The sequence below is a fragment of the Neptunicoccus cionae genome, from assembly GCF_014643735.1.
Classification (GTDB): Bacteria; Pseudomonadota; Alphaproteobacteria; order Rhodobacterales; family Rhodobacteraceae; genus Amylibacter; species Amylibacter cionae.
This window is the reverse complement of the sequence record NZ_BMKA01000002.1, coordinates 363,832-387,968: the sequence shown is the minus strand read 5'-3', so window position 1 is coordinate 387,968 and position 24,137 is coordinate 363,832. Positions and strand designations below refer to the sequence as shown.

Annotated in this window: 26 protein-coding genes; 14 read left to right on the top strand and 12 right to left on the bottom strand. The window is 58.5% G+C overall.

Features of this window, described 5'->3' with window-relative positions:
- Nucleotides 1-133 precede the first annotated feature (133 nt).
- Both IEX10_RS07105 and thrS read right to left on the bottom strand, forming a co-directional pair.
- On the bottom strand, nt 134-658 hold the full coding sequence (locus IEX10_RS07105; RefSeq protein WP_188672620.1) for a GNAT family N-acetyltransferase: 525 nt from the start codon (nt 656-658) through the stop codon (nt 134-136).
- A gap of 6 nt (nt 659-664) precedes the next feature.
- Complete coding sequence (thrS, locus tag IEX10_RS07100; RefSeq protein ID WP_188672618.1) at nt 665-2,611, bottom strand: threonine--tRNA ligase; 1,947 nt, start codon at nt 2,609-2,611, stop codon at nt 665-667.
- A 173-nt stretch (nt 2,612-2,784) separates the two neighbouring features.
- On the opposite strand from thrS, the gene IEX10_RS07095 reads away from it, so the two are divergent.
- The 4 genes from IEX10_RS07095 to IEX10_RS07080 are packed head-to-tail and all read left to right on the top strand — an operon-like array spanning nt 2,785 to nt 5,602.
- Nucleotides 2,785-3,675: a DMT family transporter gene (locus IEX10_RS07095; RefSeq protein ID WP_188672616.1), complete on the top strand. Its 891-nt coding sequence runs from the start codon at nt 2,785-2,787 to the stop codon at nt 3,673-3,675.
- Nucleotides 3,672-4,205, top strand: coding sequence for an rRNA large subunit pseudouridine synthase E (locus IEX10_RS07090; protein WP_188672614.1), 534 nt, complete (start codon nt 3,672-3,674; stop codon nt 4,203-4,205). The genes IEX10_RS07095 and IEX10_RS07090 overlap by 4 nt, the downstream gene beginning before the upstream one ends.
- Nucleotides 4,206-4,943, top strand: a complete 738-nt coding sequence (locus IEX10_RS07085; protein WP_188672611.1) for an alpha/beta fold hydrolase — start codon at nt 4,206-4,208, stop codon at nt 4,941-4,943.
- The gene (locus IEX10_RS07080; protein WP_188672609.1) at nt 4,940-5,602 is read left to right on the top strand and encodes a nitroreductase; all 663 of its coding nucleotides are present in this window, start codon (nt 4,940-4,942) and stop codon (nt 5,600-5,602) included. Before IEX10_RS07085 ends, IEX10_RS07080 begins: the two co-directional genes overlap by 4 nt.
- Before the next feature lie 14 nt (nt 5,603-5,616).
- On the opposite strand, the gene IEX10_RS07075 is transcribed toward IEX10_RS07080, so the two are convergent.
- The 6 genes from IEX10_RS07075 to IEX10_RS07050 all read right to left on the bottom strand — a co-directional run bounded on the left by IEX10_RS07075 (nt 5,617) and on the right by IEX10_RS07050 (nt 13,003).
- Nucleotides 5,617-9,033 (bottom strand): efflux RND transporter permease subunit, encoded by a 3,417-nt coding sequence (locus tag IEX10_RS07075; RefSeq protein WP_188672606.1) that lies wholly within the window; start codon nt 9,031-9,033, stop codon nt 5,617-5,619.
- Nucleotides 9,034-9,036: 3 nt separating this feature from the next.
- The gene (locus tag IEX10_RS07070; protein WP_188672603.1) at nt 9,037-10,512 is read right to left on the bottom strand and encodes an efflux RND transporter periplasmic adaptor subunit; all 1,476 of its coding nucleotides are present in this window, start codon (nt 10,510-10,512) and stop codon (nt 9,037-9,039) included.
- 93 nt (nt 10,513-10,605) lie between these two features.
- The gene (locus IEX10_RS07065; protein ID WP_188672600.1) at nt 10,606-11,055 is read right to left on the bottom strand and encodes an NUDIX domain-containing protein; all 450 of its coding nucleotides are present in this window, start codon (nt 11,053-11,055) and stop codon (nt 10,606-10,608) included.
- On the bottom strand, nt 11,052-11,582 hold the full coding sequence (gene moaB, locus IEX10_RS07060) for a molybdenum cofactor biosynthesis protein B (protein WP_188672597.1): 531 nt from the start codon (nt 11,580-11,582) through the stop codon (nt 11,052-11,054). The genes IEX10_RS07065 and moaB overlap by 4 nt, the downstream gene beginning before the upstream one ends.
- A 27-nt stretch (nt 11,583-11,609) precedes the next feature.
- Nucleotides 11,610-12,203 (bottom strand): metallophosphoesterase family protein, encoded by a 594-nt coding sequence (locus tag IEX10_RS07055; protein WP_188672594.1) that lies wholly within the window; start codon nt 12,201-12,203, stop codon nt 11,610-11,612.
- Complete coding sequence (locus IEX10_RS07050) at nt 12,200-13,003, bottom strand: uracil-DNA glycosylase (protein WP_188672591.1); 804 nt, start codon at nt 13,001-13,003, stop codon at nt 12,200-12,202. Before IEX10_RS07050 ends, IEX10_RS07055 begins: the two co-directional genes overlap by 4 nt.
- 113 nt (nt 13,004-13,116) lie before the next feature.
- Here IEX10_RS07050 and IEX10_RS07045 point away from each other — a divergent pair, with 113 nt between their 5' ends.
- The 5 genes from IEX10_RS07045 to IEX10_RS07025 all read left to right on the top strand — a co-directional run bounded on the left by IEX10_RS07045 (nt 13,117) and on the right by IEX10_RS07025 (nt 16,861).
- Nucleotides 13,117-14,073: an aspartate carbamoyltransferase catalytic subunit gene (locus IEX10_RS07045; RefSeq protein ID WP_188672588.1), complete on the top strand. Its 957-nt coding sequence runs from the start codon at nt 13,117-13,119 to the stop codon at nt 14,071-14,073.
- Nucleotides 14,070-14,516, top strand: coding sequence for a hypothetical protein (locus tag IEX10_RS07040; RefSeq protein WP_188672584.1), 447 nt, complete (start codon nt 14,070-14,072; stop codon nt 14,514-14,516). The genes IEX10_RS07045 and IEX10_RS07040 overlap by 4 nt, the downstream gene beginning before the upstream one ends.
- Nucleotides 14,513-15,793 carry a dihydroorotase gene (gene pyrC / locus IEX10_RS07035; RefSeq protein WP_188672581.1) on the top strand — a complete coding sequence of 427 codons (1,281 nt, stop codon included), beginning with the start codon at nt 14,513-14,515 and terminating at the stop codon, nt 15,791-15,793. The genes IEX10_RS07040 and pyrC overlap by 4 nt, the downstream gene beginning before the upstream one ends.
- 33 nt (nt 15,794-15,826) lie before the next feature.
- A complete protein-coding gene (gene plsY / locus IEX10_RS07030; RefSeq protein ID WP_188672578.1) occupies nt 15,827-16,432 on the top strand; it encodes a glycerol-3-phosphate 1-O-acyltransferase PlsY in 606 nt (201 codons plus the stop codon).
- A gap of 72 nt (nt 16,433-16,504) precedes the next feature.
- On the top strand, nt 16,505-16,861 hold the full coding sequence (locus IEX10_RS07025) for a DUF805 domain-containing protein (protein WP_188672575.1): 357 nt from the start codon (nt 16,505-16,507) through the stop codon (nt 16,859-16,861).
- Between the two features lie 27 nt (nt 16,862-16,888).
- On the opposite strand, the gene IEX10_RS07020 is transcribed toward IEX10_RS07025, so the two are convergent.
- Entirely contained in the window at nt 16,889-17,719 is an 831-nt protein-coding gene (locus IEX10_RS07020) for a protein-disulfide reductase DsbD domain-containing protein (RefSeq protein WP_188672572.1), read from the bottom strand.
- Nucleotides 17,720-17,949: 230 nt separating this feature from the next.
- Between IEX10_RS07020 and IEX10_RS07015 the strand changes: the two genes are divergently transcribed.
- Nucleotides 17,950-18,528, top strand: a complete 579-nt coding sequence (locus IEX10_RS07015; protein WP_188672569.1) for a YqgE/AlgH family protein — start codon at nt 17,950-17,952, stop codon at nt 18,526-18,528.
- Nucleotides 18,529-18,674: 146 nt separating this feature from the next.
- On the opposite strand, the gene rpsU is transcribed toward IEX10_RS07015, so the two are convergent.
- Nucleotides 18,675-18,881, bottom strand: a complete 207-nt coding sequence (gene rpsU, locus IEX10_RS07010; protein ID WP_069298912.1) for a 30S ribosomal protein S21 — start codon at nt 18,879-18,881, stop codon at nt 18,675-18,677.
- Nucleotides 18,882-19,043: 162 nt separating this feature from the next.
- Here rpsU and IEX10_RS07005 point away from each other — a divergent pair, with 162 nt between their 5' ends.
- The 3 genes from IEX10_RS07005 (at nt 19,044) to IEX10_RS06995 (ending at nt 21,725) form a co-directional block, all read left to right on the top strand.
- On the top strand, nt 19,044-19,757 hold the full coding sequence (locus IEX10_RS07005; RefSeq protein WP_188672568.1) for a COQ9 family protein: 714 nt from the start codon (nt 19,044-19,046) through the stop codon (nt 19,755-19,757).
- A gap of 109 nt (nt 19,758-19,866) precedes the next feature.
- Nucleotides 19,867-20,742, top strand: a complete 876-nt coding sequence (locus IEX10_RS07000) for a branched-chain amino acid aminotransferase (RefSeq protein WP_188672566.1) — start codon at nt 19,867-19,869, stop codon at nt 20,740-20,742.
- Nucleotides 20,739-21,725, top strand: a complete 987-nt coding sequence (locus IEX10_RS06995) for an NAD(P)H-quinone oxidoreductase (RefSeq protein ID WP_188672564.1) — start codon at nt 20,739-20,741, stop codon at nt 21,723-21,725. Before IEX10_RS07000 ends, IEX10_RS06995 begins: the two co-directional genes overlap by 4 nt.
- 75 nt (nt 21,726-21,800) lie before the next feature.
- Here IEX10_RS06995 and IEX10_RS06990 read toward each other — a convergent pair whose 3' ends face one another.
- Together IEX10_RS06990 and IEX10_RS06985 are read right to left on the bottom strand one after the other, a co-directional pair.
- On the bottom strand, nt 21,801-22,478 hold the full coding sequence (locus IEX10_RS06990; protein ID WP_188672561.1) for a hypothetical protein: 678 nt from the start codon (nt 22,476-22,478) through the stop codon (nt 21,801-21,803).
- Between the two features lie 118 nt (nt 22,479-22,596).
- The gene (locus tag IEX10_RS06985) at nt 22,597-23,241 is read right to left on the bottom strand and encodes a ribonuclease T2 family protein (RefSeq protein WP_188672558.1); all 645 of its coding nucleotides are present in this window, start codon (nt 23,239-23,241) and stop codon (nt 22,597-22,599) included.
- 132 nt (nt 23,242-23,373) lie between these two features.
- Here IEX10_RS06985 and IEX10_RS06980 point away from each other — a divergent pair, with 132 nt between their 5' ends.
- Nucleotides 23,374-24,129, top strand: a complete 756-nt coding sequence (locus tag IEX10_RS06980; RefSeq protein WP_188672555.1) for a DUF1013 domain-containing protein — start codon at nt 23,374-23,376, stop codon at nt 24,127-24,129.
- Nucleotides 24,130-24,137 lie beyond the last annotated feature (8 nt).

Sequence of the window (24,137 nt, the reverse complement as noted above, 5' to 3'; positions counted from 1 at the left end):
CATTCTTTCGGGCGCTTGTCAGATCAGCCTGCAGTCTGAATTTGGCGGAATTTGGGCGTAGGGGCAGCGGGGTACGGCTAATTTTGCGATAATTGCAACAGTTGTGTGATGAAATAGTCGCGCTGACTTTGGGTCACTTCGGATTGCTGCGCCGCATGACAACTGTGTCGTGTCCCATGTAATGGGCCTTATGGCTTGGTGCATAACCGAGCCGATTTGCCAGACGTTGGGACACAGCGTGGGCCGGATGGAAGATCGCCACGGTTTCGTCAAAGCGGGTATCGGCCCAGTCGAGCGCTGCGCCCATAGCCTCGGCAGCAAACCCCTGTCCGTGGGCCCAAGGGGCAAGCACCCAGCCTGCTTCGGGAGTGTCCCCAAGGGCAGGGCGAATGTCCCGTTTGTAGTTGGCAAAGCCGACTTCGCCCACAAACCGTTCGTCGTGGGTGGTCACGCACCAATACCCGAACCCCAGCATCTGCCAGTGTCCGGTATAACGCAGGAAACGGGACCAGCTTTCGGAAGGGGTGGCCGGTTCAGGTGCGATGAATTTGCTAACCTCTGGATCGGCCCACATCGCAGCGGTATCGGCGTAATCCTGCAAGCGATGGGCCCGCAGGATCAGCCGTTCCGTGTTCAGCTTTGGCGCAGCGCTCAGCATATTGGCCTAGCGCATGTCAGGCGGTGTCGCCTCGGCAGAGAGATCGCTCAGCACAGCATCAAGCGCCTGAACCGAGGTTTGCTTTTCGCCCAGACGACGCACGGAAACCGTGCGCTCTTCTACTTCCTTCATGCCGATCGCAAGGATCACCGGAACCTTGCCAAGAGAATGCTCGCGGACTTTGTAGTTGATCTTTTCGTTGCGGATATCCGCTTCGGCGCGCACACCGGCGGCGCGCAACGCGGCAACCACTTCGTGCACGTAATCGTCTGCGTCTGAGATGATCGAGGCCACAACAACCTGACGGGGCGCCAGCCAGAATGGCAGTTTACCGGCATGGGATTCGATCAGGATGCCGATGAACCGCTCGAAAGACCCAAGGGTCGCGCGGTGCAGCATCACGGGGCGGTGCTTGTTGCCGTCCTGTCCGATGAAGCTCGCGTCGAGCCGTTCGGGCAGCACAAAATCCACCTGATGGGTGCCGCACTGCCAGTCGCGCCCGATGGCGTCGGTCAGAACGAACTCCAGTTTCGGGCCATAGAACGCGCCTTCACCGGGGTTCAGTTCCGGCTCGATCCCGGCTTTGCGGGTTGCAGACAGCAGCGCTTCTTCGGCTTTGTCCCAAACCTCGTCCGAACCGGAACGGGTTTCGGGACGGTCAGAGAACTTCACTTTGAAGTTTTCAAACCCGAGGTCTTTGTAAACCTTGGACAGGAATTCGATATAGATCGCGGTTTCGGATTCGATCTGGTCTTCGGAACAGAAGATGTGACCGTCATCCTGTGTAAATCCGCGCACGCGCATGATGCCGTGTAGCGCGCCTGACGGTTCATAACGGTTGCAGGAGCCGAATTCGGCCATGCGCAAGGGCAGGTCGCGGTAGGATTTCAGGCCTTGATTGAAAATCTGCACGTGACAGGGACAGTTCATCGGCTTCAGGGCGTTCACGGCTTTTTCGCGGGCGTGTTCTTCGTCCACTTCAACGATGAACATGTTTTCCTGATATTTTTCCCAGTGACCGGAGGCTTCCCACAATTTGCGGTCCACAACCTGCGGGGTGTTTACCTCGACATAGCCGTTTTTGTCCTGCATCCGGCGCATGTAATCTTGCAGCGCGGTGTAGATTTTCCAGCCGTTCGGGTGCCAGAAAATCTGGCCCGGAGCCTCTTCTTGCATGTGGAACAGGTCCATTTCACGGCCCAGTTTCCGATGGTCCCGTTTGGCGGCCTCTTCCAGCATCAGAAGATGGGCTTTCAGATCGTTTTTGTTCTTGAAAGCCACGCCGTAGATCCGTTGCAGCATGGCGTTGTTGGAATCCCCGCGCCAGTAGGCACCTGCCACCGACATCAGTTTGAAACTGTCGCCCGGAACCTGACCAGTGTGCTGCAAATGCGGCCCGCGACACAGATCCTGCCAGTCGCCGTGCCAGTACATGCGCAAGGGTTCATCGCCCGGAATGGCGTCGATCAGTTCCACCTTATAGGGCTCGTTGTTGTCCTTGTAGAACTGCACCGCGCGGTCGCGGTCCCAGACTTCGGTTGTGACCGGCTCGCGTTTGTTAATGATCTCGCGCATTTTCTTTTCAATCGCGCCGAGGTCTTCGGGGGTGAAAGGCTCTTCGCGGTCAAAATCGTAGTACCAGCCGTCCTTGATCACAGGGCCGATGGTGACCTTCACATCGGGCCAGATTTCCTGCACCGCGCGGGCCATGATATGGGCGCAGTCGTGGCGGATCAGTTCAAGCGCCTGTGCATCGTCCTTTATGGTATAAATCGCGAAATCCGCATCCGCATCAATGCTGCGGGACAGGTCGCGATGTTCGCCGTTCACGGAACAGGAAAACGCGGCTTTGGACAGGGACTTTGAAATATCCGCGGCCACTTCTGCGCCGGTAACACCTGCGGGGTAAACGCGCTCTGCGCCATCGGGAAGGGTAAGGGTAATGTCGGCCATTTGTTGGCTCCTCCATCATTTTGGCGCCTACGAAACGCCCGGTTGCGGTTATGTTGACGCGGTTTTGGAGATTCCCTGCGCCCTTGTCAAGATTTCCGATGGGCTGTCATATGCTTGCACCTTTGTGTGGCATCATGCACAAGTTTGGGAACACCTGAATCTAAGGCTCTGTTGTGCCCCAAACCCGTCCCCTCTGGCTGATACTTGCCCCTGCTATTTTCCTGATACTCTGGTCGGCGGGATTTGCGGTTGCCAAGATCGGGTTGCAATATGCGCCGCCGATGACCTTGCTGGCGCTGCGCTTTGGTTTGGTGATTCTGATCATGGCAGTGATGTTTCTGGTGCTGCGCCCGCCGCTGCCTGAGACCGCAGCGGACTGGCTTCATCTGGCGATTGTCGGTGTGTTGATCCAGACCGTCTATTTCGGCTTTTGCTACATGGGGTTTGTGAATGGCATCGCGGCTGGCACGCTGGCGTTGATTATGGCGTTGCAGCCGATTGTCGTGGCCTTGATCGCCCCGCGCTGGAGCGGTGAGCAGATCGGCTGGCGGCAATGGGGCGGGCTGGTGCTGGCGCTCTCGGGGACGGCTGTGGTGATCGTCGCGCGGCTTGATATCGGGCCGGCGCCGCTGTTGGGGTTCCTGTTTTCCGCCCTTGCGCTGGGCGGTATCGTCATGGGCAGCCTGTGGGAAAAGCGCTTTGGGCGATACCATCATCCCGTCACGGCCAATCTGATCGGCTATGGCGCGGGGTTTATTTGCCTGCTGCCCTTTCTGGCGGCACAGGGTGTTGGTCCTGTGGAATGGAATATGCCGTTCATCTGGGTTCTGGCCTATCTGGTGATCGGTAATTCGCTGATCGCAATCGGTTTGTTGCTGGCAATGATCCGCGCCGGTGAGGTGGCCAAAGTCTCTGCACTATTGTTTCTGGTGCCGCCCTTGGCAGCGCTGGTGGCTTGGGTCGCGCTTTCTGAAAAAATGCCCCCCTTGGCTTGGGTCGGGTTGGTGCTGGCGGGCGCAGGGGTGTATATCGCAACGCGCAAGCACAAAGGAACTGCCCCATGACCACTATACTTTTCAACAAGCCCTATAACGTGCTGTCGCAGTTTACCTCGGAAGGGGGGCATCGCAGTCTGGCAGAGTTCATCGACAAGCCCGGTGTCTATGCAGCGGGGCGGCTGGATCGGGACAGCGAGGGGCTATTGGTTCTGACAGATGACGGCAAGCTGCAAAACCGCATTGCCTCGCCCAAGTTCAAAGCGCCGAAAACCTATTGGGCGCAGGTAGAGCGGGTGCCGGATGAAGCCGCGCTTGCGGCTTTACGTAAGGGGGTTACGCTAAAAGATGGTGTGACGGCGCCGGCGGATTGTGAACGTATCGACGTACCGGCAGGCCTGTGGACCCGCGAGCCGCCGGTGCGGTTTCGCAAATCTGTGCCGGATTGCTGGATTTCCCTGACCATTCGGGAAGGGCGCAATCGGCAGGTGCGGCGGATGACAGCGGCGGTGGGCCATCCGACGCTGCGTCTGATCCGCTATTCCGTTGGCGATTGGACGCTCGACGGGTTAGAACCGGGACAATGGAAGGAGGTTTAAATGGTTGATTATCTGGAAGCAAACGGGCGTCGGATCGCCTATCACAAGACCGCTGGGACCGGACCGGGAATCATTTTCCTAGGCGGCTTCAAGTCGGATATGGAAGGCACCAAGGCTGTCTATCTGGAAGACTGGGCCAAGGCACGGGGGCGGGCGTTCCTGCGGTTTGATTATTCCGGCCACGGCGAAAGCTCCGAAGCATTCACAGACGGGTGTATCGGGGATTGGTCTGCAGATGCGCTGGCGGTTCTTGACCAGTTGACCGAAGGGCCGCAAATCCTCGTGGGCAGTTCAATGGGCGGCTGGATGTCACTGCTGGTGGCCCGCGTCCAACCGGACCGGATCAAAGGGCTGGTGGGCATCGCCGCCGCGCCGGATTTCACCGAAGACAGCATGTGGGCCGGTTTTGACGGAGAGCAGCGCTCAGCCCTGAATGATCGGGGGCGGGTTGAGCTGCCAAGCGAATATGATGATGGTCCTTATGTGATCACCCGCAAATTGATCGAGGACGGTCGCAAACATCTGGTGCTGCGCGAACCGCTGGACCTGCCGTTTCCGGTGCGCCTGTTGCATGGCACGGCGGATGTGGATGTGGCGATGTCGGTGCCGCTGCGGATCATTGATCACGCCCGCTGCGATGATATGCGGTTAACCTTCGTCAAAGGGGCAGATCACCGGTTTTCCGATATTGCCTGCCTGCAAATGATACTGGACGCTGTGGAAGAGGTCAGTTCGTGAAGGTTTCACAAGCGGTCGCGCAGCGCCGCTCCTGTCGTGCGTTTCTGGACCAGCCGGTTGATCCCGATCTTGTGCGCGATGTTCTGGTAAAAGCGGCCCGCGCCGCGTCGGGCGGTAATGTGCAGCCTTGGCGGTTGTACCTTTTGCACGGCGACCGGATGGCGGATTTCAAGGCGCAAATGGCCACGCGGTCGGCCAAGGGGCTGGTGGATGCGCCGGAATATCCGGTCTATCCGCAGCCGATGAAAGAACCCTACCGCAGCCAGCGGTTCGCTGTGGGCGAAACCATGTATGACCGTCTGGACATACCACGGGATGACAAACCGGCGCGGCTGAAGTGGTTTGCCAACAACTTTCAGTTCTTTGGCGCCCCTGTTGCTGCCTTCCTGTTCGTAGACCGTGATATGGGTGCCGCCCAGTGGAGCGACCTTGGCGGCTATCTTGCAACGGTGATGCTGTTGCTGGAAGAGGCCGGGCTTGGGTCCTGTCCGCAAGAGGCATGGTGTACCCAGCATAAGTTCGTATCGAAATATGTCTCGGCACCGGCAGAGGAAATGCTGTTCGCGGGGCTGGCTATCGGTCAACCTGACACAGAGCATCCGGTGAACCGGTTCATGTCAACACGGGCCGAACCGGATATCTGGTTGCAGGACGCATAAGACAAGACGACAGTTTACCCCTGCTGGCCACGCTGTTTCAGCAACAGACTCGCACCAAGGGCGATCAGCAGGGTGATCATCAACCCGATCAGTAGCACCGTAAGGGATAACAGGCTGACCGGAAGCGCCGCTAGTCCTGACAGGTTCAGGCCCGTCAGCAGTGAAACGATCCATGCCGCCGGTGCGCCGGTGGCGATTTGCAGCCCGATGGTCGCGATCAGCAGTGCAGCACTGGCAAGGCTCGCCGCCAGTAGGATAATGCGTTGGCCCCGCGCGCGGTGACGCCCGAACCCTGCGCGGCGGTAGGATTTGAACAGCCGCCCCACGTCCTGTTGCATCACCAGCAGCGATGGCACCACCAGCAGCACCAGAAACAGCCCGACGCCAAGCCCGTAGCACAGCGTGATCACCGTCGGCTTGAGGAACTCCGCCTGCCGCGAGCCTTCGTACAGCAGCGGCACCAGCCCCAGCACGGTTGTCAGCGTGGTCAGCAAAACAGGGCGCAGACGGTCTACGGCGGCATCAATGATCGCAGGCACCAAACCGCGATTGCGGGAATACTGGTCCACGGTCGAAACCAGAACGATACTGTCGTTGATGATGATCCCTGACATGCCGATCAGCCCCACGACCGAGAACATGGACAGCGATACGCCCCACACGTAGTGGCCGTAAATCGTGCCGATCAACCCGAAAGGGATCACCGCCATCACCACCAGAGGCCGCGTCCAGCTGGCGAATATCCATGTTAGTGTCAGATAAATTCCAAGCAGACACAGCCCAAAGCCAAGCATCGCATCAGACAGGAATTCCTGTTCCTGTTCTGCCAGTCCCCCCATGCGCCATTCCACGCCCAGATCGGCCGCTATGGAGGGCATGATGACCTCCCGTAGCTGGTTCTCAATGAAGGCAGCGCGGTCTGGATCGTCCTCGGAGATGTCACCGGTGACGCCGATCAGCCGGATGCCGTTTTCGCGTCGCACGGTTGAAAAGCCAAGGCTTGTCTCCACGCTGACCACATCGGACAGGGGCACATAAGTGCCGCTTGGGGTGCGCAGGCGGGTTCTGTCTAGGAAATCGGCTGTCAGTTCGGACTCTGGCAGGCGCACCGTGATTTTGCCGGTGCGCACGCCCACAGGGAAGCTGGCCGCCTCGATGCCGTTCAAACGATTGCGCAGCTCCCGCCCGATAGTGTCGATGGTAAAGCCGAGCGTCTGCCCCTGCGGGGTCAGCTCCAGCACCAGTTCTTCTTTGTCATAGGCGAGGTTGTCTTCCACCGCAGAAACTTCGGGATATAGCGCGACCGCCGCCTTCAGCGCTTGTGACGCCTGTTTCAGTGTGTCCGCTTCGGCCCCGTAAATCTGGATGTCCAGACTGTCCCCACCCGGACCGGACCGCCAGCCGCGAAAGCTGACGGTTTCTGCCAGCGGGTGTTCGCGCACATTTTTCTGGATCGCAGCCAGCAGTTCAAACGAGGTATAGGGCCGGCTGTCCGCGTCAATCAATTCTATCGCGATAGAGCCAAGCTGGTCTGCGTCCTTCGTATCCGAACCGGCCAGCCCGCGCCCCGTGTTCCCCCCCACTTCGGCCAGCACGTAGGTCACCGGATTGATGCCGTATTCTTCTTCATATTCGGCGGCAGTGGCGTTCACGGCGCGTTGCAATTCGCGCACCATTTCCAGCGTGTCGTCGCGGGTTGCACCTGACACCATCGCCACATTGCCCGAAATCGACGCCCGCTCCGGCGCGTTGAAAAAGCGCCAGCGCACCTCGCCGGTCATGAACAGGGCCGATTGCACGGCCAGCAGTACCAGAACACCGGCCAAAACGGGATAGCGCAGGGTCAGCACAAGGGACACGAAGCGGCGGAACAGAGTGTGGCGGAACCAGTCGAACCCTTTGTTAAACGTGGTCGATGGCCAGTCATACCAGCGCCGCTGTTCGATCGCGGCCAGCGCGTGTGACATGTGATGGGGCAGGATCACAAAGCATTCCACCAGCGAGGCGATCAACACCACGATGACAGTAAACGGAATATCTGCAATCAGCGTCCCGAAGCGCCCGCCCACTGCTGTCAGCGCGAAAAAGGCGATGACGGTGGTGATGGTCGCTGAAAACACCGGCGCTGACATGCGGATCGCTGCGTTTTCAGCGGCTTCGATAGGATGTTCGCCCAGTTGGCGCGCCCGAAAGTCTGCGTGCTCCCCCACGACGATGGCGTCATCCACCACGATGCCAAGAGTGATGATCAGCCCGAATAGGGAGACCATGTTGATGGTCAGCCCAAACGCATACATCAGCGCAATAGCAGCGAACATCGCCACAGGAATACCAGCCGCCACCCAAAACGCCGTGCGGGCGTTCAGGAACAGGAACAGCAGCAAAACCACCAGCCCTAGCCCGACCAAGCCGTTGTCCACAAGGATGTTCAGCCGGTCGGTAATCGCCTGCGCGCGGGTGCGGATCAGTTCAATCGTGACGCCGTCCGGCAGGGTAAGTTGCATCTCTTGTGCGATGTCCTGCACCTGCCGCTGCATCTCTATCGCATCGCCCTGATCAGCGCGATCCACGCGGATCGACACTGCCGGATACTCTCCGACGTAATAGCTGCGATCCCGTGTGACACCCTGAACCTCAATTCCGGCCACATCTCCGACCCGCAGCTTGGAGCCGTCGGAATTGGAGCGCACGACGATCTCCTGCACCTGTTCGGGGCTGCGTTTTTCGATGCCCGTGCGCACCCGCGCAGCACCGCCTGCAACATCTCCTGCGGGATCGGTCTCGGCCTCCTCTGCGATTGCAGCTGCGATTTCGGACAGGGTAACATCGTTGCGGATGAGGGAAAGTTCTGGCGCGTTAACAGTAATCTCTGGCGCTGAAACCCCTCGAATAGTGGTGCGGGTGACGCCTTCGCGAAACAGGCGAGCGACAAATTCATCAGCAAACCGCCCCAGTTGATCTGGCGAGACCGGACCGGAAATGACTACATCCGTAACACGGTCCCGCCACGCGCCGCGCCGGATTGTCGGCTCGTCCGCGCCATCGGGCAGGTTCGTAACTCCGTCGACCGCCGCCTTCACATCATCGGCGGCCCGCGCCATATCCCAGCCCGGCTCGAACTCCAGCGAGAGCATTGCGCGGCCTTGGGTGGCGGAGCTTGTCGTGCTTTCAATTCCTTCCAGTGACAGCAGCGCAGGTTCAAGCACCGACACCACGCCATTGTCCACGTCTTCAGGGCCAGCGCCATCCCAGCCGACGGACACCGATATACTGTCCACGATCACATCGGGAAAAAATTGGGAGCGAATTTGTGTGGTAGAGCCTAGACCGATCACCAACATCAGCACCAGCAGCAGGTTCGCAGCGGTCCGATGGCGGGTGAAATAACTCAGCAAACCACCGGCCGCAGGGGGAAGTTGCCGCATCGCCATGATCTATCCGCCCATCCGTTGGGTCAGCCGGTCCACAATAGCCTTGGGCACACGGGGTTGGCGCAGGGATTCCAGCATTGCGGTCTTGCGCGCTTGGGGGATGCGATTGTTTTCCGTGATAAAAGCAATCAGCTTGGCGCGTTGGTCGTCGGAGATTTCGATGGTTTCCTCCTGCTTCGCTGCCGCAGGGGCAGCTTTTGCGGAAGGTAGGCCATCCGGACTGCGCGGCTCCACGCGAATGCCCGCGCCAAGCTGGGGCGCACGGGTCAGCACGATATGGCGTCCTTCCAACCCGTCGATTCTCACAATCAGGTCATCGCCCTGTTTGCGCAGGATTTCCACGGTGGCTTCTTCCAGCCGGTTTTCCCCGTCCAGCAGCAACACGTCGCCGCTGGTTGTAGAGGCACTTGCCGGTATTTTCGCGACCTTCAGCAGCGCCGGTTCGCGCAGGATCACGCTTACAAAATCACCCGGTTGAATCCCCAGACCTGCCGCGCCCTGTAATTTGGCGAAGAGTTCACGTCCGGTTGTCCCCGCTGCCACAGCAGCGGACACGCGGTCGATGCGGCCCGATACGGTCGCGCCACTCGGTGCAGTGAGATGCACCTCCGCCTGTTCCAGACCGTTGCCGTTTGCGATCAAAGCACGAAATTCCTGCGCCGAGACGCGGAAAGACACTTCCAGCGCTTCGGGATCTATCAGGCTGCCCAATTGTTCGTTGGCATTGACCAGCCGCCCCAGAACAGCGCTCACACCTGTCAACACGCCGTCAAAATCGGCGCGTACCGTGGTTTCCGCCAAAATGCGTTCGGCTTCGTTCCGGTTGATTTTACGCCGCTCCATAAGGGTCTTTGCCCGTGCAATGGTGGCCTGCGCATTGGCAAGCGACAGTCGCTTGGACAGCAGAGATTGTTCCGCCGCCGAAACCGCAAGCTCGGCGGTTTCCATCGCTGTATCGGTGCCAAGTCCCCGTGTGCTAAGCGAGGATTGGCGCTCGAACGCCTTTTTGCGCAGGTCCAGCTGGGATTGCGCGGCGGCCAGTTCGTCTTCCGCCAGTGTCAGATTGCGGCGTGCGTCCAAAAGGTCCGCTTGCGTTTCGTCCAGTTCATTTTGCGCAATCAGCAGTTTTGAACGGGCGTTTGCGGGATCGGTCTGGAATAATATCTCACCTTTGGAGACCTTACCACCTTCGCGAAAACTGTCAGACAGCTGTACCAGCGCACCACTCGCAGCAGCGCGCAGTTCCAGTGTGCGCCCCGAGATTACTTCGCCGAAGGTGCGAATTTCGGGCGCATGACTGCCAAGGGTCAGCTTCGCAACCTCAACTGTAAAGACCCGTTCGCGGGCCTGTCGCCCTGCAAAACCGCCGTTGTTCCGGTCCTTCAGCGCAGAGACAAGACTGTTCCCAGCCAGCGCCAGCAACGCCACTGTCAGGGTCAGCAGAAACAAGCCAAGCAGGCTTCGGGTCACAAAACGCATGGATTTCCCTTAAAGAAGGCGCCCGAAGGTCACGGATTTATTAAGCATTATACGTGAATTATTTAGCGTTCCGTCGCCGGAATACAAAAAAGTTTACAAGCGCGTGTCGGTCAGGGTGAAGAAGTGCTTAAGGATCTGTCCGGCAGCGGGCATCAGGGGCAAGGTTTCGATCTGCCAACGGGTCAGAAAGGCAAATCCTGCCCCCTCTCCAAGACGGATCTCAGCCGGGTCAATCTTCATATTCAGCGTGTATGCATAAAGTCCCGTTCCAAACGCGGATACTGCACGGGCCAGCAGGGTAAGTTGGTCTTCTGATACGCGCAGTCCGGTTTCTTCGGCAAATTCGCGCACGGCGGCACGGCTGAGCGTTTCGCCCGCTTCGACATGCCCGCCAAAGATGCTCCATAATCCGGGGCCTGCGGTACGATCATTCATATCGCGCAACTGCATCAGCAGACGGTCCTGCTGGTCAATCAGGATAATCCCCGCTGCGGTGGCTGTGGTCTTGGACCACTCCCCGAGCGTGGTGAAACACGCGCTCATTTGCGGCGCTGGTCTTCGGTCAGGCGGGGCATGATCTCAACGAAGTTGCAGGGCATGTGGCGATAGTCGAGCTGGTAGCGCAGGATGCCGTCCCAGCCGTCTTTGCACGCGCCCGGGGAACCCGGCAGCGCAAACAGATAGGTGCCGTTCGCCACCCCGCCGCATGCGCGGGACTGGATGGCGGAAGTGCCGATTTTATCCGCTGAAATCATGGTGAAGTAGGTGGAAAAGGCGTCGATTTCCTTTTCGTAAACATCGCGGTGGGCCTCAACCGTGACATCCCGTCCGGTCAGGCCGGTGCCGCCGGTGGAGATCACCGCGTCCACATCCGGATCGTTACACCATGCGCGCAGTTGATCAGCGATCTGCGCCCGTTCGTCCGGCAGTATCTTGCGGTCGGCAAGGATATGATTGTCACCCGTCAGCCGGCCCACAAGGGTCTGGCCGGACTTGTCATCTTCCATCGTGCGGGTGTCTGACACGGTCAGCACTGCGATACGGATCGGGATGAATTGGCGGTCGCTCATGGTGTTGGTCTCGTGTTTTGGGGCGGGTTAGATGTCAAACCAGTTAATGCTCGGCCCGAGGTTATAGACCTCTGTTTCGCCGATTTTGCCCGCGGTGCCCCAGCTTTCATGGATATGGCCGCAGAAAAAGAACTTCGGCTTCAGCCGTTCAATCGCTTCGCGCAGGGCAGCTGACCCGACGTGCTGCCCTTGCGAGGTCCGGTCCCCCAGATTGATCGGGGGGGAATGGCTGACGATGATGTCTGCCTGATGGCAGTTTTCCAGCATTTCATAGGCTTGGGCGTCGGTTAAATCCACCGACCAATCCGTGAAGGGCGACAACGGGATGCCGTAGCCGATGCCGAAAATATCCAGCGTGCCGATTGCGTGGGACTGGCCGTGCAGGACGGTCATGCGGGGCGGGGCCACCGCGCACAGCGCATCGGCGGTTTCGTGGTTGCCGGGAACAGCAATGATCGGGCAGGGGATCGGTTCCAGCATCGCGACGGCTTCTTCCAGCCCTTTGTGGAAGTTACAGAAATCCCCTGCAGCAATCACCAGATCCGCCGAAGCACTGGCCGCGACCAGTGTGTCCGCAACGGCCTGATTGGCATGAAGATCGGAAAACGCGAGTATTCTCATGGGGTCAGCCTTGCCTTGATTGCCAGTAGATCCGCCCAACAGTCCCGCTTTTTCAGGGGATCACGGAACAGGGCGGCGGGGTGGAACATGGGCAGGACCGGCTTGCCAAATGCCTCTGCCCACGTGCCGCGCAGGCGGGTGATGCCGGTTTTCCCAAGCAGCGCTTTGCAGGGGATATTGCCCAGTGGCACAATAATATCGGGATCAACCAGCGCAATATGACGCTCCAGAAACGGCAGCATCATGGCGATTTCATCGGGTTTCGGATCGCGGTTTTGCGGCACACGCCACGGCAGCAGGTTGGTCAGGTAAAGCGCATCGCTCGGGTCTTCGCCGTCCCGTGACAGGCCGATGGCCGCGAACATCCGGTCCAGCAGCTTGCCTGATTCCCCGATGAAGGGCGCGCCGGAGCGGTCCTCGTCACGGCTCGGCGCTTCACCGACGATCATCACCCGTGCGTTCGGATGGCCTTCTGACAGCACCAGATTGCGCGCCCCTTTTTTGATGGCACAATGTTCAAACACCGCCAGCGCATCGCGCAGATCGGCAAGGCTGTTGCAGCGCCCCGCCATGATATGGGCGATATCCGCCCCGCTTTCCTGCACTTGCGGCAGGACCGGCATCACATCCACCGGCTTGATGTTGCTGTTGGGGCCAGTTTTCGGCACAGCACCTTTGGCGGGGGTCATCACCTGTTCATAGCGGTTGACGGGCGTGTCCTGAATCGCCTCATCGGCGCCAAGATCAATCTGCCAGTCAAGGGCAGTCAGGTCGGCAAAATAGCTGGCAGAGTCGGTCATGGGGCGCCTTGTGTTCAGCGGTCAGGGTATCAAAGCCTAAGTGGAGTCGTAAATCCCTTGTTTCGCATTTGCCACCCGCCTATAACGCGGCGAAGTCAGCAAAGAGGTCGGCCATGACGTTCACCGCCCAGCACCTTTTGGGGATAGAGCATCTTTCCCGCGACGACATCGTTTCCATACTCGATCTTGCGGAACAATATGTCGAACTGAACCGACAGCCCCACAAACATGTGGATACGCTGGCGGGGATGACGCAGATTAACATGTTCTTTGAAAACTCCACCCGCACGCAATCCAGCTTTGAAATCGCCGGAAAGCGGCTTGGGGCGGATGTGATGAATATGGCGATGGGGGCCAGTTCGATCAAGAAAGGTGAAACGCTGATTGATACGGCGCTGACCCTGAATGCGATGAACCCTGATCTGCTGGTGGTGCGCCATCCCCATTCCGGCGCGGTTGATCTGCTAAGCGAGAAGGTCAATTGCGCGGTTCTGAACGCAGGCGACGGGCGGCACGAACACCCGACGCAGGCGCTGCTGGATGCGTTGACGATCCGCCGCGCCAAAGGGCGTTTGCATCGGCTGAGCGTGGCGATTTGCGGAGACATCGCCCACAGCCGCGTGGCGCGGAGCAATATTTTCATGCTGAATAAAATGGAAAGCCGCATTCGCCTGATTGCGCCTGTAACCCTGCTGCCAAGTGGTATCGACCAGTTCGGCGTAGAGGTGTTCGACGATATGGCCGAAGGGCTGGAAGGCGTTGACGTGGTGATGATGCTGCGCCTGCAACGGGAACGCATGGACGGCGCGTTCATCCCGTCCCCCCGCGAATATTACCACCGCTGGGGGCTGACCGCCGAGAAGTTAAGCCACGCCAAAGACGACGCAATCGTCATGCACCCCGGCCCGATGAACCGCGGCGTTGAAATCGACGGAGAGATCGCAGACGACCTGAACCGTTCAGTTATTCAGGAGCAGGTGGAAATGGGCGTCGCGGTGCGCATGGCCGCAATGGAGCTACTGGTGAAGGCTAGACGGGACGCGAAACGGGATGTGGGGGTGATGGTGTGATGGACTTTGTAACGGCATTGACCACGCTAAACGAGACATTGAAAGTGTCAAAGGGGCTTCTCAATATCACGCATGAGATGGATAAGGCAGAACTCAAATTGCGATTTGCCGAAGTTGTAGATGGCATTCTTGAGGCTAAAAACAGTCTCGTGGACGCTCAGCAGAACGAACGAGAACTACTGTTAGAAATAGCTTCACTAAAGAAAAAATTGAATGAGCGTGGTAATCTGGAAGATGAAGATGGTCTTCTTTTTGAATTAGATGAAAATGGCAAGCGCTCGGATAGACCGTACTGCAACTATTGTTACGTGAAAGAAGATAAGTTGTTTAGGGTCCGGCGCTCACAGTCAGGTTATAGTTACCAATACAATTGCGATAATTGCAACAAAGGGCTTGGGGTCCACAGAGGCAATCCTACACGTAAGGGCGGGAAATATATATGACCACGCTCTTATTAAACGCCCGTCTGATCGACCCTGAAACCGCCACTGAATTTCGTGGCTCTGTCCTGATCGAGGCCGGTCGGATCAGCCGGATCATTGCGGATGGCGATGCGCTGCCAAAGGCGGATGAAACGCTGGACTGCAACGGCAAATGCCTTGCGCCCGGTATCATCGATATTGGCGTAAAGGTTTGCGAACCCGGAGAGCGGCATAAGGAAAGCTTCCGCACTGCGGGGGAGGCTGCTGCTGCTGGCGGGGTCACGACGATGGTTGTGCGCTCGGACACAGAACCCGCTGTGGATAGCCCCGAAACCCTGCAATTCGCCCTGCGCCGTGCGCGGGATGTGTCCAAGGTAAACGTATTGCCTATGGCGACTCTGACCAAGGATCGCGCCGGTAAGGAAATGGCCGAGATCGGCTTTCTGCTGGATGCGGGCGCGGTGGCCTTTAGCGACGGGGATGCGGTTAACCGCAACAACAAGATCTTTGGCCGCTGCCTGAGCTATGCGCGTGCAATGGGGGCGCTGGTGATCGGCCATGCGCAGGAACCTGTGATGTCGGACGGGGCGTGTGCCACCGCTGGACCTTTCGCCAGCAAGCTTGGCCTGCCAGCGGTTTCTCCGATGGCGGAGCGTATCCAGCTGGAACGGGATATGGCTTTGGTAGAAATGACCGGCGTGCGTTATCACGTGGACCAGCTTTCCACCGCTGTGTCGCTGCCTGTGCTGGAGCGGGCCAAGGCGGCGGGTTTGCCGGTGACGGCTGGGGTTTCGATCCATCATCTGACGCTGAACGAGCTGGATATTGATGGCTACCGGACGTTTTTCAAACTGAAACCGCCCCTGCGCCACGAAGATGACCGCATCGCAATGGCGCAAGCCGTGGCGAGCGGGTTGATTGATGTGATCTGTTCTCTGCACACGCCGCAGGACGAAGAAAGCAAACGTTTGCCCTTTGAAGAAGCCGCCAGCGGTGCGGTGGGGCTGGAGACCATCCTGCCCGCAGTGATGTCACTGGTACATGCGGGGCATCTGGATTTGCCGACCCTGTGGCGCGCAGTTTCGTTTAATCCGGCCAAGGTTATGGGGCTGGAGAGTGGACGGCTGGCAGAAGGTGCCCCAGCGGATCTGGTGCTGTTTGATCCGGACAAACCCTTTGTGATGGACCGTTTCAAAATGCTGTCACGCTGTAAAAATACACCCTATGATGAACGCCGGATGCAGGGGGCCGTCTTGGCGACCTTTGTAGGGGGCGCGCAGGTTTACAGCCGCGATTGATCGCGGGTACCGGCGCATATTTAGGAGGCTCTGATGCCTGAACAGACTTTTGATCTTGTGACTCTGCTGCTGGTGATTGGCGGATATCTGCTCGGCTCTGTGCCGTTCGGGATGGTGATGGCGCGGGTCATGGGGCTGGGCAATCTGCGCGACATCGGGTCAGGCAATATCGGCGCAACCAATGTGCTGCGCACGGGCAACAAGAAGGCCGCGTTCCTGACGCTGGTGTTTGATGCTGGCAAAGGCGCGGTGGCGGTTCTAATCGCCCGCTCAATCGCCGGAGAAGGGGCCGCGCAACTTGCCGGGCTGGCGGCGTTTCTGGGTCATCTGTTTCCGGTCTGGCTGGGCTTCAAGGGTGGCAAGGGTGTTGCGACATATCTCGGGCTGCTGCTGGCGCTGTCCTTTCCTGTGGGTCTTGCGGCCTGTGCAAGCTGGCTGGTGGCGGCGGTTCTGTTGCGGATATCGTCCGCCAGCGCCTTGGCCAGTGCGCTTGTCACGCCGATCTGGGCGTTGGTGCTGGGATACGGTCAGGGGATCGTGCTGATCATCCTACTCGGCGCGCTGATTTTCTGGGGCCACCGCGCCAACATCAGCCGGATACTGGCAGGGACCGAACCAAAGATCGGAAAGAAGTCCTGACGCCGAAAATTCTTGCGGTGCGATGCAATAACCCTAAGGTTGATCCCATTATAACCGACTAGGGACAGTGCAATGGATTTTACAACGGCGGTGAAAACCGTATTCAGCAAATATGTGGATTGGAACGGACGGGCGCTACGCTCTGAATTCTGGTGGTGGACATTGTTCACAGTAATAGTAAGCATTATTACAACAATCGTCGACAGCGTGCTTGGGATTGTGGCGCTGAACCCGCTGTGGTCGCTTGCAACCCTGCTGCCGAGTATCTTTGTCGCGGTGCGCCGCCTGCACGATCATGGCCGCACCGGTTGGTGGTTGTTGCTTGCCTTTACAGGTATCGGGATGCTGGTGCTGCTCTACTGGTACGTTACAGAGGGCGAGAAAGAAGCGAACGCTTACGGCCCGCCGCCCGCACCCCAAGCGGTTTAGGACAGCTTAGCCAACTCTTGGCCTAACTTAAGGGCACCCGCGCAATTCTACCGCGCGGGGTCCCCCCAACAGTGTAACCGTGACGCCACTGCGCTGCACCATCAGGGGTGTACTGCCATAGGCGAAAAGATTGGCGCTTGCGGTGAGGGACTTACCGTCGATCCGGTTGTCTTTTTGTTCGATCCAAACATCGTTGCCCGGAAACTCTATCACAGGCAGGCTGCCAGCGGGCAGCGGTTTGACGCTGCGCAGTGTGGTGCTGATGCGAAAGCCGCCTTTGATCGGGGTTATGTCGCAGGACACCGGCGAAATTCCACGGGATGCACCGCTGGCCGGTTTCTTGCGCAAAGCCGCCTTGATCACCTTGGTGCTGCCCGCGTCACTGCCTGCAACATCCATCGCAAACCGCGCTTTGACCGGAATGCAGACATCTTCGCACACGCCAAACAGAACCTCGCCTTTCAGCGAAACCGGAGCGCCGGATTTCTGGGGTGTGATGCTGATGGGCAGGACAAGTTCGTTTTCATAGCCGATGGTACGTTCGCCGTCCTTCATGAAGACGTAGGGTTCGGGCCAGTGGAACGCCACACCCTTAAGGTTCTGTGATCCGCCCCAATCAAAAGCAGGCGGGATGCCGTTGGTACCCGGTGCGCGCCAGTAGGTCTTCCAGCCGGGTGCAAGTTGAATGCGGGCGGCAATCATATGGCCTGCCGATGTCTCATAGCCGGGAAGGATGTCCAGACGGGCCACCCCTTGGATATTGTATTCCTGCGCCAAAAGCGCGGTAGGCAGGCCAAGTCCGAAGGCAAGGCTAAGGGCGGTAAGACAGGTGCGTATCATGGGCTGTTCGATATCCATTTAACTACCCTTAGAATATGGGGGCAGCGGCCAAAGCGAAAGTCACAAATCAGAGAGAGTGCCGTGACTTCGCTGCGGGACTGACTTGAAACCCGGAACGAACGAGCGCATCTTATAGGAATAAACAGCTCCGGCTGCGGGATACCCCTTATGTGGTGGCTCCTTGCCGGATCAGGGGCGCGCTGTTTAACGCGGCTCTGCGCCTGTACAATACTGGGGAAGTGGTCAAAATGGCAGAGTATTCATCCGAAGCACGGCATCTGGACGGGCGATTGCTGGTGGCAATGCCATCGATGGGCGACCCGCGTTTTGACCGCTCGGTGATCTACATCTGCGCCCATTCGGACAGCGGTGCGATGGGTTTGATCGTAAACAAACCCGCAGCGGACCTGAAGTTTGCGGATCTTCTGGATCAGTTGGACATAAAAGCGGACCGCCCGATTGAAGGCATTGATGTGCATTACGGCGGGCCGGTTGAACACGGGCGCGGCTTTGTGCTGCATTCGCGGGACTACGGATCAGAAGATTCGACCCTTACGGTGAATGACGATTTTGGCATGACCGCGACTTTGGATATCTTGGAGGACATTTCGCAGGGGTTCGGCCCGCAAAGCTGCCTGCTGGCACTGGGGTATGCCGGTTGGGGGCCGGGGCAGCTTGAAGGAGAAATTCGCGAAAACGGCTGGCTGATTTGCGATGCGGATGCGTCGCTGGTGTTTTCGGCGGACCATGAAGGGAAGTGGGCGGCAGCGATGAAACAGATCGGGATTGACCCACGAGTTCTGTCAATGGAAGGCGGGAGCGCCTGAACCTGCCTGCGTTGTTTCGTGCTGCCCTGTTGGACTTTGGATATTTGAAGAAAATGGACTTGGGCAGGGCTGTTTCGCGTCCCGCAAAAGCAAAACCCCCGAACGGATCCGGGGGTTTAGTGACTTTTCGGTCTGAAGCGTAGTGCTTAGAGCATGCCTTCGCGCTGAAGCTTTTTGCGCGCCAGCTTGCGTGCACGGCGAACTGCCTCGGCCTTTTCACGGGCTTTCTTAACGGAAGGCTTTTCGTAATGCTGCCGAAGCTTCATCTCACGGAAAACGCCTTCGCGTTGCAGTTTTTTCTTCAGAGCGCGGAGCGCCTGATCGACATTGTTGTCGCGTACCGATACCTGCATGTGGTGTCACCACCTTTCTAGGTTTGAGTTTGCAGAAGTGCAGGAAGGCGCCTTATAGACGCGGATTCTTTTTTTGTCCAGCGCTGTTGGCATGGCGCTGGTAAAACGTCGCGCTGGCGATCCGGACTTTGCTTTCGGCGGCGGTAGGCCTATTTATAGGGTATGACCGAGACACAAAAAACCGAAGCCGACCATATCCTTGAAACCCGCGCTGCGTTGTTAGAGGCGGCCATCCCCCATGTGGTGTTTGACGGCTGGTCCGATGCGACATTCGACGCCGCCGTAGCCGAGAGCGGCGTGGATGCCGGGCTTGCCGCGCAGGCCTGTCCGCGCAAGGGGCTTGATCTGGCGGTGGCCTATCACCGGCAGGGGGACCGTGCGATGGTTGCCGCGATGGAAGCGGCAGACCTGCAGTCCATGCGTTACTCTGACCGCGTGGCCTATGGCCTTCGTGCGCGTTTGGAAACGGCGGACCGCGAATTGGTGCACCGTGGGTCGACGCTGTTCGCGCTGCCCCATCATGCCGCCGAAGGGGCTGGTTTGATCTGGGAAACCTCCAGCGCGATTTGGGATGCCTTGGGTGACACGTCGCGGGATGTGAACTGGTACTCCAAGCGGGCGATGCTGTCTGCGGTTTATTCCAGTGCGGTCCTGTTCTGGCTTGGGGATACCAGCGAGGATTCGGCGGAAACATGGGCTTTCATCGACCGGCGTATTAGCGATGTGATGAAGATCGAGACCACCAAGGCAAAGTTGCGGGACAATCCGCTGTCCAAAGCATTTATGGCAGGGCCGGGCCGGTTGCTTGATCTGATCAAAGCCCCTGACACATCCGCGCAGAGCAATATGCCGGGGTATGTCGCGCCCAAGTCCTGACCGGCGTCGCTGCGTCGGGTGGCCCGCGCGGTATTTGCCGCTTGCATCCGTTATCCGAATGCACTTCGTTGCCAGAATAATAAAGACGTTCCCAAACCGAGGAAACACTATGGCACTTGGCAAGCGACAGCTGACCTATTTCAACGGAGACTGGCATGAAGGGCACACGCCGGTGATCGGCGCGGCGGACCACGGGGCTTGGCAGGGCACGATGGTATTCGACGGGGCGCGGTTCTTTGACGGCGTGACGCCTGATCTTGATCACCACGCCGCCCGTGTGGTGAAATCTGCCGAAGCTATGGGCATGGATGCGCCGGTGGATGGCGACACAATCGCCGGTCTGATCCGTGACGGTATCGCGAAAATGGACACGAAAGAGGCGCTCTACCTGCGCCCGATGATGTGGAGCCGCGAGGCCTCTCCGGCGCTGCTGGACGCCGATCCTGAAAGCACCGCCTTTGCGATCTGCCTTGAAACCCTGCCAATGCCCGAACCTAGCGATATGCCGATCACGATCAGCCCGTTCCGGCGGCCCCGTCAGGATACGGCGCTGACCGAGGCGAAAGCAGCCTGTCTTTACCCCAACAACGCGCGCATTCTGACAGAGGCACGCAAGCGCGGGTTCAAGAATGCCCTATCGCTTGATCTGGAAGACAATGTGGCTGAAACCGCATCGACAAATGTGTTTATGCTGCGTGACGGGGTTGTGCAGACGCCCCATCCAAACGGCACCTTCCTTAACGGGATCACACGGCGGCGGGTGATCGCGCTGCTGCGCAATGATGGCTATGACGTGCAGGAAGTATCGCTGACCGTTGAAGATTTCCGCGAGGCGGATGAGGTTTTCCTGACCGGAAACGCCTCTAAGGTGATGCCCGTGACCCGACTGGATACCCGCGAATTTGCGTCATCCCCTGTCGCGATGCGGGCCCGTGAACTCTATTGGGATTTTGCCCATTCGAACTATGAAAGTATGCCCCTATGACCGATATGAATGTTATTGAAATAACCGAGCCCGGTGCGCCGGAGGTTCTGAAACCCGCCACGCGTGAGGTGCCTACGCCCCGTCACGGTGAAATCCTGATTCAGGTGGCCGCTGCGGGTGTGAACCGCCCTGATGCGCTGCAACGGGCTGGCAAATATGCACCGCCCCCCGGTGCCTCCGATTTGCCGGGGCTCGAATGTTCTGGCACGGTCGCTGCCATCGGTGAAGGTGTCACGCGCTGGGCCGTGGGCGACAGCGTTTGCGCCCTGTTGCCCGGCGGTGGGTATGCGGAATACGTCACGACCCCCGCAGATCACGCCCTTCCAGTGCCTGCGGGTCTGGATATGGTTCAGGCGGCGGCGCTGTGTGAAACATATTTCACTGTCTATTCCAACGTCTTCATGCGCGGTGGATTAAAAGCGGGTGAGGTGTTTTTGGTACATGGCGGGTCCAGCGGGATCGGCACAACCGCAATCCAGCTGGCCGTGAAAGCCGGTGCGCGGGTGTTTGCCACAGCCGGTTCCGCCGAAAAATGCGCCAAATGCGAAGAGCTCGGCGCGGAGCGGGCGATAAACTATAAGGAAGAAGATTTCGTCGAGGTGATGGAAGAAGCCACCGGCGGAAATGGCATCGACCTGATCCTTGATATGGTGGGCGGCAGTTATATCCCGCGCAACGTGAAGGCGCTGGCGCTTGACGGGCGGTTGGTGCAAATCGCTTTCCTTGAAGCCCCTGTAAGCGAGCTGAACTTCGCGCAGGTCATGGTGAAGCGTTTGACCATCACAGGTTCGACCCTGCGGCCCCAAAGCGATGGTGCTAAAGCAGAGATCGCGCGGGCGCTGGAAGCGAATATCTGGCCCATGCTGTCGGACGGTACAATTGCGCCGGTGATGGACAGCACCTATCCGTTGGCACAGGCGGCAGAGGCCCATGCGCGGATGGAAGGGTCTACCCATATCGGAAAGATCGTTCTGAAAGTTTAAATCAGATAACACTGAACAACAGGTAAAGCCGGAAGGGTCATCTTCCGGCTTTGCCGTATCTTGCGCCTGCGAATTTTAGCGGGCGATCAGTTGGATGTGGGACGGGGTGATCCCCTGCACTCCGGCCAGTTTTGCCACCACCACATCGTTGATAACAATATCCGCGCCAGTGCCGTCTGTTGAGGTCATCACCGAAAGGGACGCAGGGATAGTTTCGCCGGTTCGTGGATCAGTCATGGCATTATATTCGATTTGAAGCTGGTCTTCGGCAGGGTCAAAATCGGTAATCTCAACCGCCTCGGGCTCCGCCAAGGCAGCGGGTGGAGCGATCGGTTCTTCCGGCTCTACCTGATATGCCAGATCGAGCAGCAAGATACCCGTATCAGAGGTAGCAGGCAGGGGTTCTGCATTGCTGGCGCCCCAAAGCATGTCATCGCCACTGTCCCCAATAACCACATCTTCATCCGCCGCTTTTTCTGCGGTCGGAGTGGTTTCAGGCGTGTCCGCAATTCCCTGCGCAGGCATCTCTATTGCGTGTGCCTCAACGATTTGCGGAGCCGCAGGGGTGCTGTGGGCGATGGGACGCTGATCGGACAGCGCGCGCGGGAGGAGCGGCTTGCTATCTTCGGTTTTGGGGAAGTTCACTGCCACTGGCTGCTCGGGGGATTCATCATTCCCGATCAGAAACGACGCGCCGAGCAAGGCTACGAACATCAGGGCGTTTGCCGCGTGTGCCAATATAAATGCCAGCATGTTTTCACCGTTTCTGCATGAGTGCGTTGAAGCTTGTTCATGGTAAATTATCGGTGAATATGGGCAGCTTTGCGGCTGGATTTAGGGGGTAGTTTGATGATTTGGTGACTGTTTCGCCTTATCTGATCGGGTTCAAAACGGCCTTTTTGGCGGTGCAATCGTGCAAGGCATCCACACCGCAGCGGCGGGGTTTCAGGTCTCGTGTCAGGCAAATGCGGACCTCTTGGATGTGGTTGCTTTTGCAGGTCACGGTGATCTGGTCGGCGTCAAAATCGGGGTTAGCTTCCAGAAAGGCATCTTCGATCACGCGAGCGGGCAGGGCGATGGTTTTGCCCAACTTGCGCAGCACCTCGGGGCGGTTCACACGGGCATAAGCCTCTCTGGATAAAGCATAATAGTCAGCAGCATCCAGCCCCGAACAGGTGCCGTGTTTCTTCCATTGATGCCATGCGAGACCGCCAGTGCCCATAATGTCAGCCATCGCGCCAGTCATTGCACGACTTGGGGCGCGGGTGTTGGCGCGGCAGTAGGACGGCCAGCCCCGTTCCTTTTGTGGCCAAAGCCCGTGAAGCACCCAGCCGTGATCCTTTTGCGGTGCACATTGTGGCGAATTGCGGGCGTCGCCTTCCAAAGCGCACCAGTTTGGCGACCATGACAGCGCCATAACGTAGTAATCAAACTGGCCGGGACGCTCCCCTTCGGCGCGGGCCGTAGTTGCTGCAATGGCGGTAATCGAAAGAAGGGTCATTAGAATACGGATCATTTGGCCTTTTCCTTTGTGCTATCCTTGTCTATATAGGCTGGGAATTCCCCACCTGAAACGGCAATTCGCGACGGTCCCGACCCGAGCAACCGATTTCTCGGCGCGGGAGAGGTTTATTTGGAGGAAAGAGATATGGCGCTTCCGATTATGGCTAAGGCCACCGCTGTCTGGCTGGTGGACAACACTACGTTGAGCTTCAAACAGATCGCGGATTTCTGCGGGCTGCACGAACTTGAGGTGAACGGCATTGCCGACGGGGAAGTGGCCCAAGGCATCAAGGGTTTCGACCCGATTGCCAACAATCAGCTGACCCAAGCGGAAATTGACATGGCGGAGAAAAATCCCCGCCACAAGATGAAGCTGAAGCACAATCCAGCCGCTGACGGCGAAGAAAAACGCCGTGGTCCGCGCTACACTCCGCTGTCCAAACGTCAGGACCGCCCTGCAGCGATCCTCTGGCTGGTGAAATTCCACCCCGAACTGACCGACGGACAAATCTCTAAGCTGGTAGGCACAACCAAGCCAACCATTCAGGCCCTGCGTGAGCGGACCCACTGGAACATTGCCAACATCGCGCCGATTGATCCGGTGGCTCTTGGTCTGTGTAAACAGCTGGAACTCGACAAGGCTGTGGGCAAAGCGGCTGCTAAGGCGGCTAAAGACGGCACCGCCATGAGCGATGAAGAACGTCTGAAGCTGGTTTCGACCGAGCAATCGCTGCAAATGGACGACGAGCCACGCCTGCCGTCCAACATGTCCGGTCTTGAAACCTTCTCCCTGTCCAGCTCGGACGAGGAAGAGAAGAAAAACGAACCGGTTGTGGATGCAGACAGCCTGTTCAACCTGCCTAAAGGTGGCGGCGAGGACGACGAAGACGACGACGCGTAATTTTATTC

Coding starts and splice junctions, on each gene's coding strand:
- IEX10_RS07105 (WP_188672620.1), bottom strand. CDS start 658: ATGCTGAGCGCTGCGCCAAAGCTGAACACGGAACGGCTGATCCTGCGG.
- thrS (WP_188672618.1), bottom strand. CDS start 2,611: ATGGCCGACATTACCCTTACCCTTCCCGATGGCGCAGAGCGCGTTTAC.
- IEX10_RS07090 (WP_188672614.1), top strand. CDS start 3,672: ATGACCACTATACTTTTCAACAAGCCCTATAACGTGCTGTCGCAGTTT.
- IEX10_RS07085 (WP_188672611.1), top strand. CDS start 4,206: ATGGTTGATTATCTGGAAGCAAACGGGCGTCGGATCGCCTATCACAAG.
- IEX10_RS07075 (WP_188672606.1), bottom strand. CDS start 9,033: ATGGCGATGCGGCAACTTCCCCCTGCGGCCGGTGGTTTGCTGAGTTAT.
- IEX10_RS07070 (WP_188672603.1), bottom strand. CDS start 10,512: ATGCGTTTTGTGACCCGAAGCCTGCTTGGCTTGTTTCTGCTGACCCTG.
- IEX10_RS07065 (WP_188672600.1), bottom strand. CDS start 11,055: ATGAGCGCGTGTTTCACCACGCTCGGGGAGTGGTCCAAGACCACAGCC.
- moaB (WP_188672597.1), bottom strand. CDS start 11,582: ATGAGCGACCGCCAATTCATCCCGATCCGTATCGCAGTGCTGACCGTG.
- IEX10_RS07055 (WP_188672594.1), bottom strand. CDS start 12,203: ATGAGAATACTCGCGTTTTCCGATCTTCATGCCAATCAGGCCGTTGCG.
- IEX10_RS07050 (WP_188672591.1), bottom strand. CDS start 13,003: ATGACCGACTCTGCCAGCTATTTTGCCGACCTGACTGCCCTTGACTGG.
- IEX10_RS07045 (WP_188672588.1), top strand. CDS start 13,117: ATGACGTTCACCGCCCAGCACCTTTTGGGGATAGAGCATCTTTCCCGC.
- pyrC (WP_188672581.1), top strand. CDS start 14,513: ATGACCACGCTCTTATTAAACGCCCGTCTGATCGACCCTGAAACCGCC.
- plsY (WP_188672578.1), top strand. CDS start 15,827: ATGCCTGAACAGACTTTTGATCTTGTGACTCTGCTGCTGGTGATTGGC.
- IEX10_RS07025 (WP_188672575.1), top strand. CDS start 16,505: ATGGATTTTACAACGGCGGTGAAAACCGTATTCAGCAAATATGTGGAT.
- IEX10_RS07020 (WP_188672572.1), bottom strand. CDS start 17,719: ATGGATATCGAACAGCCCATGATACGCACCTGTCTTACCGCCCTTAGC.
- IEX10_RS07015 (WP_188672569.1), top strand. CDS start 17,950: ATGGCAGAGTATTCATCCGAAGCACGGCATCTGGACGGGCGATTGCTG.
- rpsU (WP_069298912.1), bottom strand. CDS start 18,881: ATGCAGGTATCGGTACGCGACAACAATGTCGATCAGGCGCTCCGCGCT.
- IEX10_RS07005 (WP_188672568.1), top strand. CDS start 19,044: ATGACCGAGACACAAAAAACCGAAGCCGACCATATCCTTGAAACCCGC.
- IEX10_RS07000 (WP_188672566.1), top strand. CDS start 19,867: ATGGCACTTGGCAAGCGACAGCTGACCTATTTCAACGGAGACTGGCAT.
- IEX10_RS06995 (WP_188672564.1), top strand. CDS start 20,739: ATGACCGATATGAATGTTATTGAAATAACCGAGCCCGGTGCGCCGGAG.
- IEX10_RS06990 (WP_188672561.1), bottom strand. CDS start 22,478: ATGCTGGCATTTATATTGGCACACGCGGCAAACGCCCTGATGTTCGTA.
- IEX10_RS06985 (WP_188672558.1), bottom strand. CDS start 23,241: ATGATCCGTATTCTAATGACCCTTCTTTCGATTACCGCCATTGCAGCA.
- IEX10_RS06980 (WP_188672555.1), top strand. CDS start 23,374: ATGGCGCTTCCGATTATGGCTAAGGCCACCGCTGTCTGGCTGGTGGAC.